At 73.2% G+C, this 16,447-nt stretch carries 14 protein-coding genes; 10 read left to right on the forward strand and 4 right to left on the reverse strand.

Annotation, left to right across the window (positions count from 1 at the left end; translation table 11 throughout):
• Positions 1-79: 79 nt before the first annotated feature.
• Positions 80-1,840 carry an NAD+ synthase gene (locus T328_RS16510; RefSeq protein ID WP_496496807.1) on the reverse strand — a complete coding sequence of 587 codons (1,761 nt, stop codon included), beginning with the start codon at positions 1,838-1,840 and terminating at the stop codon, positions 80-82.
• A gap of 210 nt (positions 1,841-2,050) precedes the next feature.
• On the opposite strand from T328_RS16510, the gene T328_RS16515 reads away from it, so the two are divergent.
• On the forward strand, positions 2,051-2,662 hold the full coding sequence (locus tag T328_RS16515) for a hypothetical protein (protein WP_496496808.1): 612 nt from the start codon (positions 2,051-2,053) through the stop codon (positions 2,660-2,662).
• 59 nt (positions 2,663-2,721) lie between these two features.
• The gene (locus T328_RS16520) at positions 2,722-4,080 is read left to right on the forward strand and encodes an MFS transporter (RefSeq protein WP_496496809.1); all 1,359 of its coding nucleotides are present in this window, start codon (positions 2,722-2,724) and stop codon (positions 4,078-4,080) included.
• A 78-nt stretch (positions 4,081-4,158) separates the two neighbouring features.
• Here T328_RS16520 and T328_RS16525 read toward each other — a convergent pair whose 3' ends face one another.
• Complete coding sequence (locus T328_RS16525; protein ID WP_496496810.1) at positions 4,159-4,401, reverse strand: hypothetical protein; 243 nt, start codon at positions 4,399-4,401, stop codon at positions 4,159-4,161.
• Positions 4,402-4,504: 103 nt separating this feature from the next.
• On the opposite strand from T328_RS16525, the gene map reads away from it, so the two are divergent.
• The 3 genes from map (at position 4,505) to T328_RS16540 (ending at position 7,152) form a co-directional block, all read left to right on the forward strand.
• Positions 4,505-5,365, forward strand: a complete 861-nt coding sequence (gene map / locus T328_RS16530; protein WP_496496870.1) for a type I methionyl aminopeptidase — start codon at positions 4,505-4,507, stop codon at positions 5,363-5,365.
• Between the two features lie 108 nt (positions 5,366-5,473).
• Positions 5,474-6,130, forward strand: coding sequence for a biliverdin-producing heme oxygenase (locus T328_RS16535; RefSeq protein ID WP_496496811.1), 657 nt, complete (start codon positions 5,474-5,476; stop codon positions 6,128-6,130).
• Between the two features lie 29 nt (positions 6,131-6,159).
• Positions 6,160-7,152 carry an aldo/keto reductase gene (locus T328_RS16540; RefSeq protein WP_496496812.1) on the forward strand — a complete coding sequence of 331 codons (993 nt, stop codon included), beginning with the start codon at positions 6,160-6,162 and terminating at the stop codon, positions 7,150-7,152.
• A 429-nt stretch (positions 7,153-7,581) separates the two neighbouring features.
• Here the strand turns inward: T328_RS16540 and T328_RS16545 are convergent, their stop codons facing one another.
• The gene (locus tag T328_RS16545; RefSeq protein ID WP_496496813.1) at positions 7,582-8,610 is read right to left on the reverse strand and encodes a LacI family DNA-binding transcriptional regulator; all 1,029 of its coding nucleotides are present in this window, start codon (positions 8,608-8,610) and stop codon (positions 7,582-7,584) included.
• A gap of 151 nt (positions 8,611-8,761) precedes the next feature.
• On the opposite strand from T328_RS16545, the gene T328_RS16550 reads away from it, so the two are divergent.
• The 5 genes from T328_RS16550 to T328_RS16570 all read left to right on the forward strand — a co-directional run bounded on the left by T328_RS16550 (position 8,762) and on the right by T328_RS16570 (position 15,368).
• Positions 8,762-10,138, forward strand: coding sequence for an extracellular solute-binding protein (locus T328_RS16550; protein ID WP_496496814.1), 1,377 nt, complete (start codon positions 8,762-8,764; stop codon positions 10,136-10,138).
• 41 nt (positions 10,139-10,179) lie between these two features.
• Positions 10,180-11,115, forward strand: coding sequence for a carbohydrate ABC transporter permease (locus T328_RS16555; protein ID WP_496496815.1), 936 nt, complete (start codon positions 10,180-10,182; stop codon positions 11,113-11,115).
• A 3-nt stretch (positions 11,116-11,118) separates the two neighbouring features.
• The gene (locus T328_RS16560) at positions 11,119-12,030 is read left to right on the forward strand and encodes a carbohydrate ABC transporter permease (protein ID WP_496496816.1); all 912 of its coding nucleotides are present in this window, start codon (positions 11,119-11,121) and stop codon (positions 12,028-12,030) included.
• A 49-nt stretch (positions 12,031-12,079) separates the two neighbouring features.
• The gene (gene arfA / locus T328_RS16565; protein WP_496496817.1) at positions 12,080-13,633 is read left to right on the forward strand and encodes an arabinosylfuranosidase ArfA; all 1,554 of its coding nucleotides are present in this window, start codon (positions 12,080-12,082) and stop codon (positions 13,631-13,633) included.
• A gap of 277 nt (positions 13,634-13,910) precedes the next feature.
• Positions 13,911-15,368 (forward strand): sugar transferase, encoded by a 1,458-nt coding sequence (locus T328_RS16570; RefSeq protein WP_496496818.1) that lies wholly within the window; start codon positions 13,911-13,913, stop codon positions 15,366-15,368.
• A gap of 71 nt (positions 15,369-15,439) precedes the next feature.
• On the opposite strand, the gene T328_RS16575 is transcribed toward T328_RS16570, so the two are convergent.
• Entirely contained in the window at positions 15,440-16,444 is a 1,005-nt protein-coding gene (locus tag T328_RS16575; protein WP_496496819.1) for a GDP-L-fucose synthase family protein, read from the reverse strand.
• Positions 16,445-16,447 lie beyond the last annotated feature (3 nt).

The raw sequence follows: 16,447 nt of genomic DNA on the forward strand, positions 1-16,447 counted from the left end.
CGCCAGCGTGGGACCGCGGTCTTACGGCCGCCAGAGCCAAAGGCGGCCCGGTCCACCGGTCCAAAGAGAGCGAGCGGTGCTACGCCCGCTCCCGCCAGCGGTTGGTGATGGGCAGCCGGCGGTCCTTGCCGAAGCCCTTCGGGGAGATCTTCGTGCCCGGCGGGTACTGGCGGCGCTTGTACTCCGCCGTGTCGACCATCCGCAGCACCCGCTCGACCAGCTCCGGCTCGTACCCCTGCGCGACGATCTCCGCGCTGCCGAGGTCGCGGTCGACGTACAGCTCCAGGAGCGCGTCGAGCTCGTCGTACTCGGGCAGCGAGTCGGTGTCGACCTGGTCCGGGCGCAGCTCCGCGCTGGGCGGCTTGGAGATGGAGTTCTCCGGGATCGGCGGGATCTCGCCGCGCTCGGCGGCGACCGCGTTGCGCCACTTCGCCAGCCGGAAGACGGCCGACTTGTAGACGTCCTTGATCGGGCCGTACGCGCCGACCGAGTCGCCGTAGAGCGTCGAGTAGCCCACGGCCAGCTCGCTCTTGTTGCCGGGGGCCAGGACGAGCGGGCCCTCCTGGTTGGAGACGGCCATCAGCAGCGTGCCGCGCAGCCGGGACTGCAGGTTCTCCTCGGCCAGGCCGGTCAGCCCCAGGGACGCCATGTACGCGTCGAACATCGGGCCGATGGGGACGCTGCGCAGGTGCAGCCCGGTGCGGCGGGCGAGTTCCGCCGCGTCGTCGCGGGAGTGCTGGGAGGAGTAGCGCGAGGGCATGGAGATGCCGTACACGTGCTCCGCGCCGACCGCGTCGCAGGCGACGGCGGCGACGAGGGAGGAGTCGATGCCGCCGGAGAGGCCGACGAGGACGGAGCCGAAGCCGTTCTTCCCGACGTACGCGCGCAGCCCGGTGACCAGCGCGGTGTACATCTCCTCCTCGTCACTGACGCGCTCGGCGACGGTCCCCGCGTACCGCCGCGGGTACGGCGCGACGGGCTCCGCCGACAGCGTCACGTGCTCGATGCGCAGACCATCATCAGCGATGCCGGCGACGCCGGACGGCGGCTCCGCGGGCGCGGCGGGCAGGTCCAGGTCGACGAGCAGGCACTCCTCGGTGAACTGCGCGGCGCGGGCGACGACCTCGCCGCGCTCGTCGACGACGATCGAGTCGCCGTCGTAGACCAGCTCGTCCTGGCCGCCGGTCATCGCGACGTACGCCGTCGTGCAGCCGGCCTCCTGCGCGCGCTTGCGGACCAGCTCCAGGCGGGTGTCGTCCTTGTTCAGCTCGTACGGCGAGGCGTTGACGGTGACGAGCAGGCCGGCGCCGGCGAGGCGCGCGGCGGGCACCCGGCCGCCCTCCTGCCACAGGTCCTCGCAGATGGCCAGCGCGATGTCCACGCCGGCGACGCGGACGACCGGCATGGTGTCGCCGGGGACGAAGTACCGGAACTCGTCGAAGACGCCGTAGTTGGGCAGGTGGTGCTTGGCGAAGGTGAGGACCACCTCGCCGCCGTGCAGCACGGCCGCCGCGTCCTCGGGGGAGCCGGCGGGCAGCCCGTAGCGGTGGCGCTCCTCGCTGCGGTCCAGGTAGCCGACGAGGACGGGGGTGTCGCCCAGGCCCTCGGCGGCCAGCCGGCCGGCGAGCGCGCGCAGCGCGGCGCGGGACGCCTCGACGAAGGAGGAGCGCAGGGCGAGGTCCTCGACGGGGTAGCCGGTGAGCACCATCTCGGGGAAGGCCACGAAGTGCGCGCCGCGGTCGGCCGCGTGCCGGGTCCGGCGGACGACGGCGTCGGCGTTTCCGGCGAGGTCGCCGACGGTGGCGTCGATCTGGTTCAGCGCGAGACGAAGTTGAGGCACACGGCCATTTTATCGTCTGTCTGACGCGATGCCGTGGGGGGCGGGCGAGCGGCGTTCGTCACAGAAGATTCCGGCAGCTGTGTGATCCGGCCCGGTTCACCGGTCACGGGTGCGGCCCCTGGGGCGGCGGTCGGGCCGATCGACCCGATCCGGTGGTATCGGGGGCGTTCCGCTGCGGGGCGCCGCGCACCTCCGGCAGCATCCCGCCCCATGGATGCCGTGCGTGTGGCGCTGCTGCGGGAGGTACTGGCCGGGACCGAATGGCCGGGTGCGGCGCGGCGGTTCGCCGGGGCGCTGCGGGAGGCCGTCGAGGCGCAGGGCGGCGGGCTGTTGCTCGTGGGCACGGAGGCGTACGAGCCGTGGCACCTGGCCGCCCACCTCGATGACGAGGCGGCCTGGTCCGGGCTGCCAGCCCTCTCCCCCACCCTCGTACGCCACCGCGTGCCGCCCGCGGGCCCCGCCCACCTCGGCGTCGGGCTGGGCCGGCTGGAGGCCGCGGGCCGCGGCGAGACCCTGCTCGTCGTCGCCCCTGGCGAGCCCGGCGACGCGCTGCTGGAGCGCGTCGGCGACGCCCGCCGCGCCGGGGCGGCGGTGCTCGCGCTGGACGGCGGCTCCGCGGAGCTGCCGGGCCTGGCGCACGAACTGCTCACGGTGCCCGGCGACAGCGGCGACATCGACCTGGAGACCGTCCAGCACCTGGTCAGCGCCGCCGCCGGCGAGAACGGCGCACCGGCCGCCGCCGCCTCCGCCCGCTCCGGCTTCCGGGACCGCCTCGCCCGCCTCGCCGAGCTGCTGTCGTCCCCGCCGCCGCCCCGCTGGTAGGCCGGTCACCACGTAATTCCGTTGCGGCGCACCGCGCACCCACCCGACCATGGCCCCTCGTGGCCGACCATTCCCGCGCTCGCGACCTCCTCCCCGACCTCGCCCCCTGGCACGCCTCGCGTGACTTCCGGCTCATGTGGGTCGCCGGCCTCATCACCTCCTTCGGCAGCTTCCTGACGTTCGTCGCCCTGCCCGTGCAGGTGAAGGAGCTGACCGGCTCGGCCTTCGCGGTCGGCGCGATCGGCACCGTGGAGCTGGTCCCGCTCATCGTCTTCGGCCTGTACGGTGGCGCCCTCGCCGACGCCGTGGACAAGCGGAAGCTGATCCTCTACAGCGAGGCCGGCCTGGGCGTCGCCTGCGCCGTGCTGCTGGTCAACAGCCTGCTGCCGGACCCGATGCTCTGGCCGCTGTACCTCGTCGCCGCGCTCACCAGCGCGCTGACCGGCATCCAGCGCCCGGCCCTGGACTCGATCGTCCCGCGCATCGTGCCGCACGAGCACCTGCCCGCCGCCGCCGCGCTCAACTCCGTGCGCTGGCAGATCGGCGGCATCGCCGGACCCGCGCTCGCCGGGCTCATCGTGGCGTACGCCGGCCTGCCCTGGGCGTACGCGCTGGACGCCGGGACCTTCGTCGTCTCCGTCGGGCTGGCGCTGATGCTCAGCCCCTCCCCCGCCGCGCGCGAGGCGGTGGCGCCGAGCGTGCGCGCCATCGCGGAGGGCGCGCGTTACGCCTGGAGCCGCAAGGAGCTGCTGGGCACGTACGCCATCGACCTGGCGGCGATGTTCTTCGCCTTCCCGCTCGCGCTCTTCCCGTTCCTCGCGGACGACCTGGACGCGCCGTGGGCGCTGGGGCTGATGTACGCGGCGCTGCCCGCGGGTTCGCTGCTGGTGAGCCTGACGAGCGGGTGGACCCGGCGGGTGCACCGGCACGGCCGGGCGGTGATGCTGTCGGCGGCCGGGTGGGGGCTGGCGATCACGGCGGCGGGGGTGCTGCCGAGCGCGTGGGCGGTGCTGCTCCTGCTCATGGTGGCGGGCGCGTTCGACATGGTCAGCGGGGTGTTCCGGGCGGCGATGTGGAACCAGACCATCCCCGACGAGCTACGCGGCCGGCTGGCGGGCATCGAGCTGCTGTCGTACTCGGTCGGCCCGGTGGCCGGGCAGTTCCGCTCCGGCGGGGTGGCGGCGCTGACGAGCGTGCGGACGTCGGTCTGGTCGGGCGGGGTGATGTGCGCGGGGGCGGTGGTGCTGCTGGCGGCGTGCCTGCCGAAGCTGATGACGTACGACGCGCGCACGAACGAGCACGCGATACGGGAACGGGAGCGCCGCGCCGCGGCGGCGGCGGAGAAGGCGGCGGTGGAAAAGGAAGGGGCGGAGGCCGGCGGGACGGACGGGGTGCCGGCACCGGACCCGGCGACCTGACCGCGGGGCCCGCGTCGCCGCGCCCGCCCGCCCGGCCGCCGCGCGGGCCGTCCCGCGGTCCCGTACCGCGTCAGGTCCTCAGCGGCTCGGCGCGGCCCCGCCCTCCCCGCCCTCCCCGTCGTCGTTCCACCGCGCGTCCTCGTCCCACTCCTCGTTCCTGGCCTCCGCGGTCTCGATCGCCCGCGCCGCCTCCTCCGGCGTCGCGTACGGCCCGAGCCGGTTCGCCGCCCTGCACTGCGGCCCCTCCTCGACCCGCCGGTGCTCCAGGCAGTAGTACCACTCGCCGGGCTTACCCGCCGTCTTCTTCCTGAACAGGGCCATCTCGCTCCTCACCGGCGCCGTGCGCGCCGTGTCCGCGCGGTCTGCCGCCGCCCATCGTGCCTGATCCGCCACCGTTCGCCGCCGTTAGACTCGAACCATGTCCATGTCTGGCCAGTCGTCGCTGCTCGCGCCCGGAACCCTCTCCCCCCGCCGCACCGTTCCCGCCGCCATCGCCCGCCCCGAGTACGTCGGGAAGAAGGGCCCCGCACCGTACACCGGTTCCGAGGTCCAGGACGCCGGGACCGTCGAGCGGATGCGTACCGCCGGCCGGATCGCCGCCCGGGCGATGGCCGCCGCGGCGGAGCACATCGCGCCCGGGGTGACGACGGACGAGCTGGACCGGGTGGCGCACGAGTACCTGTGCGACCACGGCGCGTACCCCTCGACCCTCGGCTACCGCGGCTTCCCCAAGTCGCTGTGCGCCTCGGTCAACGAGGTGATCTGCCACGGCATCCCGGACTCCACGGTGCTGCGCGACGGCGACATCGTGAACCTGGACGTCACCGCGTTCATCGGCGGCGTGCACGGCGACAACAACGCCACGTACCTCGTCGGGGACGTCGACGAGACCTCGCGGCTGCTGGTCGAGCGCACCCGTGAGGCGCTGAACCGGGCGATCAGGGCGGTCCGTCCGGGCCGGCAGGTCAACGTGATCGGGCGGGTCATCCAGTCGTACGCCAAGCGCTTCGACTACGGCGTCGTCCGCGACTTCACCGGCCACGGCGTCCACACCGCCTTCCACTCCGGCCTGGTCATCCCGCACGTCGACGACCCGCGCGCCACCACCGTGATGCGGCCCGGGATGACGTTCACCATCGAGCCGATGCTGACCCTCGGGACGTACGAGTACGACAAGTGGGACGACGGCTGGACGGTGGTCACCAAGGACCGCAGCCGCACCGCGCAGTTCGAGCACACGCTCGTGGTGACGGAGTCGGGCGCGGAGGTGCTGACCCTGCCGTGAGCGCGCCCGGGTGATACCGACACGGCGTCGGGAAGCTATTGACTTAGGTAAGCCTAACCAAAGAGAATCGTCACGCCCACTGCCCCTGCCGTGCCCCGGAGGTCTTCGTTGGACGCGACGCCGTTCTCCACCCGGCTGCGTACCGAATCCCACGACCAGCACACCGAGGCGGAGCAGTCGGCCTTCATGAGCGACCTGCTGGGCGGCGCGCTGGGCATCGGGGCCTACCTGCGCTACACCGAGCAGTTGTGGTTCGTCTACCGCGCACTGGAGGGCGGCTGGGACGCCCTCGCCGCCGACCCGGTCGCCGGCCCCTTCGTCCAGCCCGAACTGACCCGCGTGCCCGAGCTGGAGCGCGACCTCGACTTCCTCCACGGCGGCCCCGGCTGGCGTGCCACCGCCGCGCCGCTGGCGGCGACCCAGGCGTACGCGGCCCGCATCGAGGAGTGCGCCCGCGACTGGCCCGCGGGATACGTCGCCCACCACTACACGCGCTACCTCGGCGACCTCTCCGGCGGCCAGATCATCCGCGGCACGGCAGAGAAGACCTGGGGCTTCGAGCGCAAGGGCGACGGCGTCCGCTTCTACGTCTTCGAGGGCGTGCCCAACCCGGCCGCGTACAAGCGGGGTTACCGCCGGCTGCTGGACGACCTGCCGGTCGGCGACCTGGAGAAGCAGCGGGTGGTCGAGGAGTGCCGCCGCGCCTTCACGCTCAACACCGCCCTCTTCCGCGCCCTGGAGCCGGCGGACCCGCTGACCGCCTGACCCTTGCGCTGGAGTCCACTCCAGGGTGCATGGTCGTCACCATGGACATGCGGACTCTGGGACGTACGGGCATCGAGGTCAGCGCCCTCGGCTTCGGCTGTTGGGCGATCGGCGGCGAGTGGTGGGACACCGACGGCAACCCGCTGGGCTGGGGGAAGGTCGACGACGAGGAGTCGGTACGGGCCGTGCACCGCGCGCTCGACGGCGGCGTGACCTTCTTCGACACCGCCGATGTCTACGGCACCGGCCACAGCGAGACCGTCCTCGGCCGCGCCCTCGCGGGCCGGCGCGACGACGTCGTCATCGCCACCAAGTGGGGCAACACCTTCGACGCCGACCGCCGGACGCTGCTCACCCCGGACCTGACCCCCGACTACGCGCGCCGGGCGCTGACCGCCTCGCTGCGCCGCCTCGGCACCGACCACGTCGACCTCTACCAGCTGCACATCTCCGACGCCGACCCCGGGGCCGCGGCGGCGCTGCGCGACGCCTGCGAGGACTTCGTGCGCGAGGGGCTGACCCGCGCATACGCCTGGAGCACCGACGCCCCCGGGCGCGCCGCGGTCTTCGCCGAGGGCCCGCACTGCGCGGCGGTGCAGCACCGGCTCAACGTGCTGGAGGACGCCCCGGAGATGCTGGCCCTGTGCGCGGAGCGCAACCTCGCCAGCGTCAACCGCAGCCCGCTGGCGATGGGGCTGCTCTCCGGCGCGTACGACGCGGGCTCGCGGGTCGGCGCCGGCGACATCCGGGCCACCCCGCCCGCCTGGCTGGAGTACTTCGGCGCGGACGGCCGCGTGGCTCCGGGCTGGCTGCCGCGCATCGAGGCGATCCGCGACATCCTCACCTCCGACGGCCGCACCCTCGCGCAGGGCGCGCTGGCCTGGATCTGGGCCCGCAGCCCGCACACGGTCCCGATCCCCGGCTTCCGCACGGTCGCGCAGGCGGGCCAGAACGCCGGCGCGCTGGCGGCGGGCCCGCTGACCGCGGAGCAGGTGACGGAGATCGAACGACTGCTGACGTAACGGTCGACCGCAGGCGCAACGAAGGGGACGGGGCCGGGGGTGCGCTCAGCGCGGGCCCGCTGACGGCCGACCAACTGGCGGAGATCGATCGTCTGCTGACTTAACGGCCGACCGCAGGCGCAACGAAGGGGACGGGGCCGGGAGTGCGCCCGCAGCCCGGGGATGAGCAGCACGCGCGGCCGAAGATGTGCGCACCGGGCATGGGGGTACCGCCCGTGCGCGCCCAGCGCGCTACGGGGGAGTGCGCCCGGTTTCGGCCCCGACCCACAGATCGCCCCGAGCGCACCCCGCGCCCGCCGCAGCCGACCGCAACGCCCGCACCCCGCAGCCGCCCGCACCGCCAGCCCGCGGTCCCAGCCGGCCCCCGTGCCTGAACCGACCCCCCCCGACCCCGCTACCGCCCGCTCGGCGAGAGCACCGCCGACCCCGCTATCGCCCGCTCGGCGAGAGCTCCGTCGACTCGCGCAGCGCCAGTTCGTACCCCGCCAGCAGCGTCGTCGGCGGCGCCTCCGCCTGGCCCTCTATCCGTGCCAGCAGCGCCTTCACCGCCAGCCTGGCCAGCTCCTGCTTGTCCGGCGCCACGCTGGTCAGCGACGGCACCATGTACCGCGCCTCCTGGATGTCGTCGAAGCCGACGACCGCCAGGTCCTCCGGGATCGCCAGCCCCTCGTCGTGCGCGACGCGCATCGCGCCCGACGCCAGCATGTCGGTGAAGCAGAACACCGCGTCCGGCGGCTGCGGCAGCGCGCGCAGCTCCCGCATCGCCGCCGCGCCGCCCGCGCGGGTGTACGCGCCCACGGCGGGCGCCAGCGCCGGGTCGTACGCGAGACCGGCCTCGGCCAGCGCCTCGCGGTGGCCCTGCATGCGCTGCTGGGCGGTGGCGGTGGGGGCGTCTCCGTGCTGCCAGCCGACGACGCCGATACGGCGGCGGCCGAGGCCGACGAGGTGCCGGGTGGCGTCGCGGGCGGCGGCGACGTTGTCGATGAGCACGTGGTCGGCGGCGATCTCGTAGTCGCGCTCGCCCAACAGCACCAGCGGGACGCGGCGTTCGCGGGCGGCCAGCGCCGTCTGGTCCAGGCCCAGCGGGCTGAGGAGCACGCCGTCGATGAGCGGGTCGCTCAGTCCGCAGGCGACGCGCAGCTCCTCGGCCGGGTCGCCGTCGGTGACCTCGATGAGGACGGTCTGCCCGCTCTCCTTGGCGGCGGCGATGACACAGGTGGCCAGCTCCGCGAAGTAGGGCGCGACGAGTTCGGGGACGGCCAGCGCGATGACTCCGCTGCGGCCGGTGCGCAGGTGGCGGGCGGAGGCGTGGGGGCGGTAGCCGAGTTCCTCGATGGCCCGCAGGACGCGCTCGCGGGTCGGCTCGGCGACGCGCGCGGCGCCGCGGACGACGTTCGAGACGGTCTTGATAGACACACCGGCGCGCTCTGCGACGTCCTTGAGGCGGGCCCCGGACACGGCTTCCTCCCGATTCCTCCGCGGTTCTGGCTGCGCACACCCTACGCCTTCCTGCGCAGGCTGTTGACGGCGTGCGCGAGGCGATATACAACGTTGCACCAAGAACCCATTACAACGTTGTACAAGTTCGCCGCGGAAAGGGACATCCGCCATGCTCCGACGCCCCACCTCCCCCGGCCGTGCGGCCGGCGGACCTGCCCCCTCCCGCCGCGCCCTGCTGCGCGGCACCGCCGGCCTCGCCGCCGGCGCCGCCGCCACCGCCGCGCTCAGCGGCTGCGGCTCGACCATCGCCCAGGGCTTCACCGGCGGCGAACCCCCCGCGGACCGGCTCAACTTCTGGAACCCGTTCACCGGCGGCGACGGCGAACGCATGGTCGCCATGCAGGAGGAGTACGAGAAGGCGCACCCGGAGAACTCCCTGCGGGCCACCACCTTCGTCTGGGGCAACCCGTACTACACCAAGCTCAGCCTCGCCACCGTCGGCGACCGCCCCCCGCACGTCGCCATCGCGCACCTGTCGAAGCTGCCGGTGCTCGCCCAGGCCGGGCTGCTCACCGAACTGCCGCCGGACGCCCTCGCCGAGCAGGGCATGACGCCGGAGAAGTTCGACGCCAAGCCGTGGCGCAAGTCCCACGTCGACGAACGCCTCTACGGCATCCCCCTCGACACCCACCCCTTCGCCCTGTACTTCCGCACCGACATCGCCGAGAAGGCGGGCCTGCTCGACGGCGGCGAACTGGTCGACATCGACGGCCCCGACAAGTACGCCGACGCGCTGCGGGCGGCGAAGGAGGTCACCGGCGTCTGGGGCGGCTCGGTCGCCTCGGTCAAGGACACGGCCACGCAGTTCCGCCTCTTCCTGTCCTTCTACACCCAGCTCGGCGGCCGGCCGCTGGTCGCCGACGCCGGCGCCACCGTGCAGGTCGACCTCGACGCCGCCGAGGAGGCGCTCGCGTACATCCAGCGCCTCGGCAAGGAGAAGCTGATCCCCACCGGCGCGAACCAGCAGGCCGCCATCACACTGCTCACCAACGGCGAGGCCGGGTTCCTGATGGACGGCGTCTGGCAGATCATCGCCGTCCTGGAGGCGGGGGTGAAGTTCGACATGCGGCCGCTGCCGCGGATCTTCTCCGACGCCCCGTACGCCTGCTTCGCCGACAGCCACGCCCTGGTGCTGCCCCGGCCGCCGAAGCAGGACGACGCACGCCTCGACCTCTCGCTGGAGTTCGCCGCCTCCCTGCTGGACTCCAGCAAGCTCTGGGCGGAGGGCGGCCACGTCCCCGCGTGGCTGCCGACCCAGCGCTCGACCGCGTACCGGGAGCTGACTCCCCAGTCCCACTACACCGCCGCCGCCGAGGGCGCCGTGTACGACCCCGTCGCCTGGTACGGCGGCGCGGGCAGCAACCTGCAGAACGACGTGGGCGACGCCGTCACCGCCGCGCTCACCGGCCGGGCGAGCCCGAGGGCCACCGCGGAACGGGTCCGCAGCGCACTGCGCACGCTCGCGGACGTCGAGTCCCCGATCTGAACCCCGCCGCCGACACACCCCCGCAACCGAAAGGCATCCCCGTGGCGAGTACAGCCGGCACCGGCGCCCTCACCCCCGACCGCCAAGGCGCCGTCGGCACCGTCCGCGGACGGCTCGCGGGCCCGGCCCTGATCGCGCCGTTCGCGCTCTTCTTCCTCGTTTTCCTGGTCGGCCCGCTGATTTACACCTTCGTGGCGGGCTTCTTCAACGGCAGCCTGCTGCGCGACGGCTTCGGCAGCTGGGTCGGCTTCACCAACTACGCGGACGTGCTCAACGACCCCGAGTTCTGGCGCACGCTGAAGCACACGCTGTGGTTCACCGTGCTCACCACCATCCCGCTGGTGCTGCTGTCGCTGACGCTGGCGATCCTCGCCGACCGGTTCGTACGCGGCCGGTGGTTCATCCGCTTCGCCTTCTTCGCGCCGTACGTGATCCCGTCCGCGTCCGTCTCGCTGATCTTCATGTGGGGCGTGCTCGCCGACCAGACCGGCCTCGCCCAGGACTGGCTGAAGAACCTCGGCGTCGACACCCCGCCGTCCTGGCTGGGCGACCCGAGCTGGGCGATGTGGTCGATCGCCGGCGTCACCGTCTGGTGGACCATCGGCTTCAACTTCGTGCTCTACCTCGCCGGGCTCCAGGAGATCCCCCGGGACGTGCACGAGGCCGCCGCGATCGACGGCGCCGGGCCCTGGCAGCGGATCCGGCACGTGGTCATCCCCATGCTGGGGCGGACGACGACGCTCGTCACCGTGCTCCAGATCGTCGCCTCGCTGAAGGTCTTCGACCAGATCTACATGATGACCGGCGGCGGCCCCGACGGATCCACCCGGCCGACGCTGCACTACATCGTCGACACCGGCTTCACCGACGGCCGCACCGGCTACGCCTCGGTCGTCTCCCTCTTCCTCTTCCTCGTCATCCTGCTGATCTCCCTGGTCTGGTTCTTCCTCGTCCGCCGGGCAGAGAAGGAGAGCTGAGCCATGGCCCACACCAAAGAAGGCCCCGCCGCCACCGCCACCGCCGCCGCGCCCGCCCGCGCGGACGCCGCCGCCCCCGCGTCCGGGCGCCGCTACGACGCCGAGAAGCTCTTCAACCGCGTCTCGCTCGGCGTCCTCATCGCCTTCGCCCTGCTGTGGCTGGTGCCGCTGCTGTTCGCGACGGCGATATCCCTCCGGCCGGCCGACGAGATAGCCGTCGACCCGACGTCGTGGTTCTCCTCCAACCCCACGTTCGCGGCGTACGAGGACCTCTTCGACAAGGGCAAGCTGCCCTACTGGTACGCCAACAGCTTCATCGTCTCGCTGCTGACCACGGTGCTCACCGTCGTCACCGCCTCGCTCGCCGCCTTCGGGCTCTCCCAGGTGCGGTTCCGCTTCAGCCGCGGGGTGTTCCTGCTGCTGCTCGCCGGGATCATGGTCCCGATGCAGGTGCTGATGATCCCGCAGTTCCTCGCGCTGCAGGAGGTGGGCCTGCTCAACACGTACTGGGGCGTGGTCCTGCCGCAGGTGCCGAACGTGGTCGCCGTCTTCGTCTTCAAGCAGTTCTTCGACGGCATCCCCAAGGAGCTGATCGAGGCCGCGCGCGCCGACGGCGCCGGCTGGCTGCGCACGTACTGGCAGATCGTGATGCCCGTGTCCCGGCCCGCCGTGTCCGCCGTGACGATCTTCGTGTTCGTGCAGGTGTGGAACAACTTCCTGTGGCCGCTGCTGGTGGTCACCGACCCGGAGATGATGACGCTGCCCGTCGGGCTCAACTCCGTACAGGACGCCTTCGGCATCCCGTACGCGCAGCTCATGGCCTCCGCCGTGCTGGGCGCCATCCCGCTGCTCGTCGTCTTCTCGCTCTTCCAGCGCCGCATCGTCGAGGGCATCGCCGGTACGGGCCTGAAGTAGCCCCGTACCGCCGGCACTCGCCCCGACAACCCCCCGAGAAAGGCACCGCATGCCGCACACCGCCAGGTTCACCGTCGACCCCGAGTTCGTCATCGGCGAGGTGGACCCGCGCCTGTACGGAACGTTCGTCGAGCACATGGGCCGCTGCGTCTACACCGGCATCTACGAGCCCGGCCACCCCACCGCCGACCCCGCCGGCTTCCGCGGCGACGTCGCCGAGCTGGTCCGGGAGCTGGGCACCGGCCTCGTCCGCTACCCAGGCGGCAACTTCGTCTCCGGCTACCACTGGGAGGACGGCGTCGGGCCGGTGGCCGAGCGGCCGCGCCGGCTGGACCTCGCCTGGCGGTCGGTGGAGACCAACGAGGTGGGCACGAACGAGTTCCTGACCTGGGCCCGGGGGCTGGGTCTGGAGCCGATGATGGCCGTCAACCTCGGCACCCGCGGCATCGACGCCGCCCGCGCGCTCGTCGAGTACGTCAACCACCCGGGCGGCACCGCCTGGTCCGACCTGCGGATCAAGCACGGCGTCGCCGAGCCGCACGGCGTGCGACTGTGGTGCCTGGGCAACGAGATGGACGGCCCGTGGCAGACCGGGCACAAGTCGGCGCGCGAGTACGGCAGGCTGGCGGCCGAGGCCGGCAAGGCCATGCACCAGGTCGACCCGTCGATCGAACTCGTCGCCTGCGGCAGCTCCAACGCCCGGATGCCGACCTTCGGCACCTGGGAGCGCGAGGTCCTGGAGGAGACCTACGACGAGGTCGACTACCTGTCGCTGCACGCCTACTACGAGGAGCTGGACGGCGACCGGGCGAGCTTCCTCGCCTCCGGCGCGCACATGGACCAGTACATCTCCGACGTGGTGTCCACCGCGGATCACGTGCGCGCCGTACGGCGGGCGGACAAGCGGATCCGGCTCTCCTTCGACGAGTGGAACGTCTGGTACGCCGCCCGCTTCCCCGGGGAGCGCAATCTGGCCACCGCCGAGACGCCGCGGCTGATCGAGGACACGTACTCCGTGACCGACGCCGCCGTCGTGGGCTCCCTCCTCATCACCCTGCTCCGGCACACCGACCGGGTCGCCGTGGCGTGCCTGGCGCAGCTGGTCAACGTCATCGCCCCGATCCGCAGCGAGCCCGGCGGACCGGCGTGGCGGCAGACCACGTTCCACCCCTTCGCGCAGGCCGCCCGGTTCGCGCGCGGCGCGGTGCTGCGCACGGAGCCGGACCGTACGGCGTCGCGCGTCGAGACGCCGCGCCACGGCGACGTTCCGGCGCTCGACCACGTCGTGACGTACGACGAGGAGACCGGCGACCTCACGATCCTGGCCGTCAACCGGGCCCAGGACGAGCCGCTGCGGCTGTGCGTCGCGCTGCGCGGGTTCGCGGCGGACGGCGCCGGGGGCGGCGGGGCGGACGGGTACGCGGTCCTCGAACACCTGGTCCTCGCCGACGACGACCCCGACGCGGCGAACACCGAGGCGGACCCCGGGCGGGTGGTGCCGCAGGTCGTCTCCACCACCCGGATCGGCGCGGACGGCGAACTCGAAGCCGAACTGCCGCCGGTGTCGTGGAACGTGATCCGGCTACGGAAGCGGGGTGCGTGACCGCGCGCGGCACATAATCGAAACTGCCGGAAAACTCCGTACATCCCTCCGCCCCCCTCAGGAGTCTCATGTCGTGAGCTGCACGGCGCCGACCTGGTGTGAAGCTCGCTGCACCTAGGGCCCTTTTGCACGAACCATGGCCGTTCTACGCAAATGTGGCCTAAAGTTCCGGGAGCATAGGCGCGCGTCGACCAGGGGAGGGTCTCGCGTGCGCCTCATCAGTCGCGATGTGCCAGGGGGGAACATGCGGCGTATCGGAGTTGCCGATACCGGGGTCATGACGGCGGAGCCGAGACGCGGGACCCGCGTACGCTCCGCCGCGGCGAAGCCGGCGTGGTATCTGCCGGCAGCCCTCGTCACCGACGCGGCGGGGATCGCGATCCCCGTCGTGCTCGTCTTCGTCACGACCCGGCAGTCCTATCCGGCGCTCTGCGCCGCGGTGGCCGCCGGGGGCTGGCTCGCCGTACGGGCCGCGCGGCGCCGCTACTCCGCGCGGCAGCTCGGCGAGTCGGGCGCGGTCGTGCCGCTGCTGCAGGACTGGCTCCTGCTGCTCGGCGTGCTCGCCGTCGTCCGCGCGTTCACCGCCGACGGCGCCGACAGCGCGGCCGAGCCGCAGCCGGCCCTGCTCGCGCTGCTGCCCGGCCTGGTGCTGACGATCGTCACCGCCAAGCTGCTCCACCACCACCTCGTCGCGTCCCGGCGGGAGGGCCAGGCGGTACGGCGCGTGCTGGTCGTCGCCGAGCCGGCGACCGCCGACCACGTCGTCGGCCGGCTGGCCGCGCGCACCGACCACGAGTACGTGGTCGTCGGCGTCGTCCCGGTCGGCGAGGCGCCGCTGTCCTGCGGCGCCCCGGAGGCCGCCCGGCTGGGCCCGGTCCCCGCGGACCGGGCGGGCTGGGACGCCCAGGCGGTGCTCGCCGCCGCCGCGGAGCACGGCGCCGAGCTGGTGCTCGCCGCCCCCGGACCGCTGCTGCCGGCGGCCCGGCTGCGGCAGCTGGCGTGGGCGCTGCACGACGCGGGGCTCCCGCTGGCGGTGCTGCCGGGCATAGCCGAGGTCGCCGAGCGGCGGCTGCGGCTGTCGGTGGTGGCGGGCCTGACGCTGCTGCACATCGCGCCGCCGCTGCGGCGGGGCGCGCAGTCGACGCTGAAGGCGGCGAGCGACCGCGCCCTCGCGGCCGTCGGCATCGCGCTGCTGTCGCCGGTGTTCGCGGTGATCGCGGCGGCGGTCAAGTGCACGTCGTCGGGACCGGTGTTCCACAAGCAGACCCGCCTCGGCCGCGGCGGCGCGCCGTTCACCATGTGGAAGTTCCGCAGCATGGTGCCGGACGCGGAGGAGCGGAAGGCCGCGCTGTCGGTGGTCGACGAGCACGACGGCAGCCCGATCTTCAAGATCCGCCGCGACCCGCGGGTCACCCGCGTCGGCGAGGTGCTGCGCCGCAGCTCGCTGGACGAGCTGCCGCAGCTGTTCAACGTGCTGCGCGGGGAGATGTCCCTGGTCGGCCCGCGCCCACCGCTGCCGGAGGAGGTCGCCCGGTACAGCGACACGGAGCTGCGCCGGCTGGCGGTGAAGCCGGGGATGACGGGCCTGTGGCAGGTCAGCGGGCGCTCGGACCTGACCTGGGACGAGACGATCGCGCTGGACCTGAACTACGTCGAGAACTGGTCCTTCGCCCACGACATGGACGTGATGGCCCGCACGTTGCGCGCGGTCGTCGACGGCCGGGGGGCGTATTGAGGTACGGAGCCGCCCACGGGGGGTGCCGGCGTGGCCCTTCGGGGTCGGCCGGCGCCGCGGTGTGGTGTGTATCAGGCGCCGACCCGCGTCGTACCGAGCCAGTGCTCATACACCGCCGCGATGCCGTCCCGCAGCCCGATCTCCGGCCGCCAGCCCAGCTCCCTGATCCGGGACACGTCCAGCAGCTTGCGCGGCGTGCCGTCCGGGCGGCTCGGGTCGAAGGCGATACGGCCCGGGTAGCCGACGACGTCCCGTACGGTCTCCGCCAGTTCGCGGATCGTCAGGTCCTCGCCGCACCCGACGTTGACCGGCGCGTCCGCGTCGTAGCCGTGCAGCAGCGCGAGGCACGCCGCCGCCAGGTCGTCCACGTGCAGGAACTCCCGGCGCGGCGTCCCGGTGCCCCAGAGCACGACCTCCTCCGCGCCCGCCTCCCGCGCCTCGTGGAAGCGGCGGACGAGGGCCGGCAGGACGTGGCTCGTCTCCAGGTCGAAGTTGTCGCCGGGGCCGTACAGGTTCGTCGGCATCGCCGAGATGTACGCCGCGCCGTACTGCCGGCGGTACGCCTGCACCTGCTCGACGCCGGCGATCTTCGCCAGCGCGTAGGCCCGGTTCGTCGGCTCCAGCGGCCCGGTCAGCAGCGAGTCCTCGCGGATCGGCTGGTCCGCGAGCTTGGGGTAGATGCACGACGAGCCGAGGAACAGCAGCCGCCGTACGTCCGCCGCGTGGCTGCCGGCGATGACGCTCAGCTGGATACGCAGGTTGTCCTCCAGGAACTGCACCGGGTAGCGGCTGTTCGCCATGATGCCGCCCACCTTGGCCGCCGCCAGCACCACCGCGTCGGGCCGGACCGCCGCCAGCCAGGCCGCCGTCCGCTCGGCGTCGCGCAGGTCGAGTTCGCCGCGGGTGCGGGTCAGCACCTGGTAGCCGTCGGCGGCGAGCCGGCGGGCGACGGCCGAGCCGACCAGACCGCGGTGGCCCGCGACGAAGACGCGCGCGCCGGGCGGCAGGAAGACCCGGGCGGCGGGCGGGAGACCGTCAGCGCCGGCGGGCGGGGACAGTTCGTTCGAGGGCGTCATACG

It is taken from the genome of Streptomyces sp. CNX435, from assembly GCF_059570575.1.

What these genes read in the sequence shown, in the direction of transcription:
- T328_RS16575 (WP_496496819.1), bottom strand. Translation starts at nt 16,444, where the DNA reads ATGACGCCCTCGAACGAACTGTCCCCGCCCGCCGGCGCTGACGGTCTC.
- arfA (WP_496496817.1), top strand. Translation starts at nt 12,080, where the DNA reads ATGCCGCACACCGCCAGGTTCACCGTCGACCCCGAGTTCGTCATCGGC.
- T328_RS16525 (WP_496496810.1), bottom strand. Translation starts at nt 4,401, where the DNA reads ATGGCCCTGTTCAGGAAGAAGACGGCGGGTAAGCCCGGCGAGTGGTAC.
- T328_RS16515 (WP_496496808.1), top strand. Translation starts at nt 2,051, where the DNA reads ATGGATGCCGTGCGTGTGGCGCTGCTGCGGGAGGTACTGGCCGGGACC.
- T328_RS16540 (WP_496496812.1), top strand. Translation starts at nt 6,160, where the DNA reads ATGGTCGTCACCATGGACATGCGGACTCTGGGACGTACGGGCATCGAG.
- T328_RS16570 (WP_496496818.1), top strand. Translation starts at nt 13,911, where the DNA reads ATGACGGCGGAGCCGAGACGCGGGACCCGCGTACGCTCCGCCGCGGCG.
- T328_RS16560 (WP_496496816.1), top strand. Translation starts at nt 11,119, where the DNA reads ATGGCCCACACCAAAGAAGGCCCCGCCGCCACCGCCACCGCCGCCGCG.
- map (WP_496496870.1), top strand. Translation starts at nt 4,505, where the DNA reads ATGTCTGGCCAGTCGTCGCTGCTCGCGCCCGGAACCCTCTCCCCCCGC.
- T328_RS16550 (WP_496496814.1), top strand. Translation starts at nt 8,762, where the DNA reads ATGCTCCGACGCCCCACCTCCCCCGGCCGTGCGGCCGGCGGACCTGCC.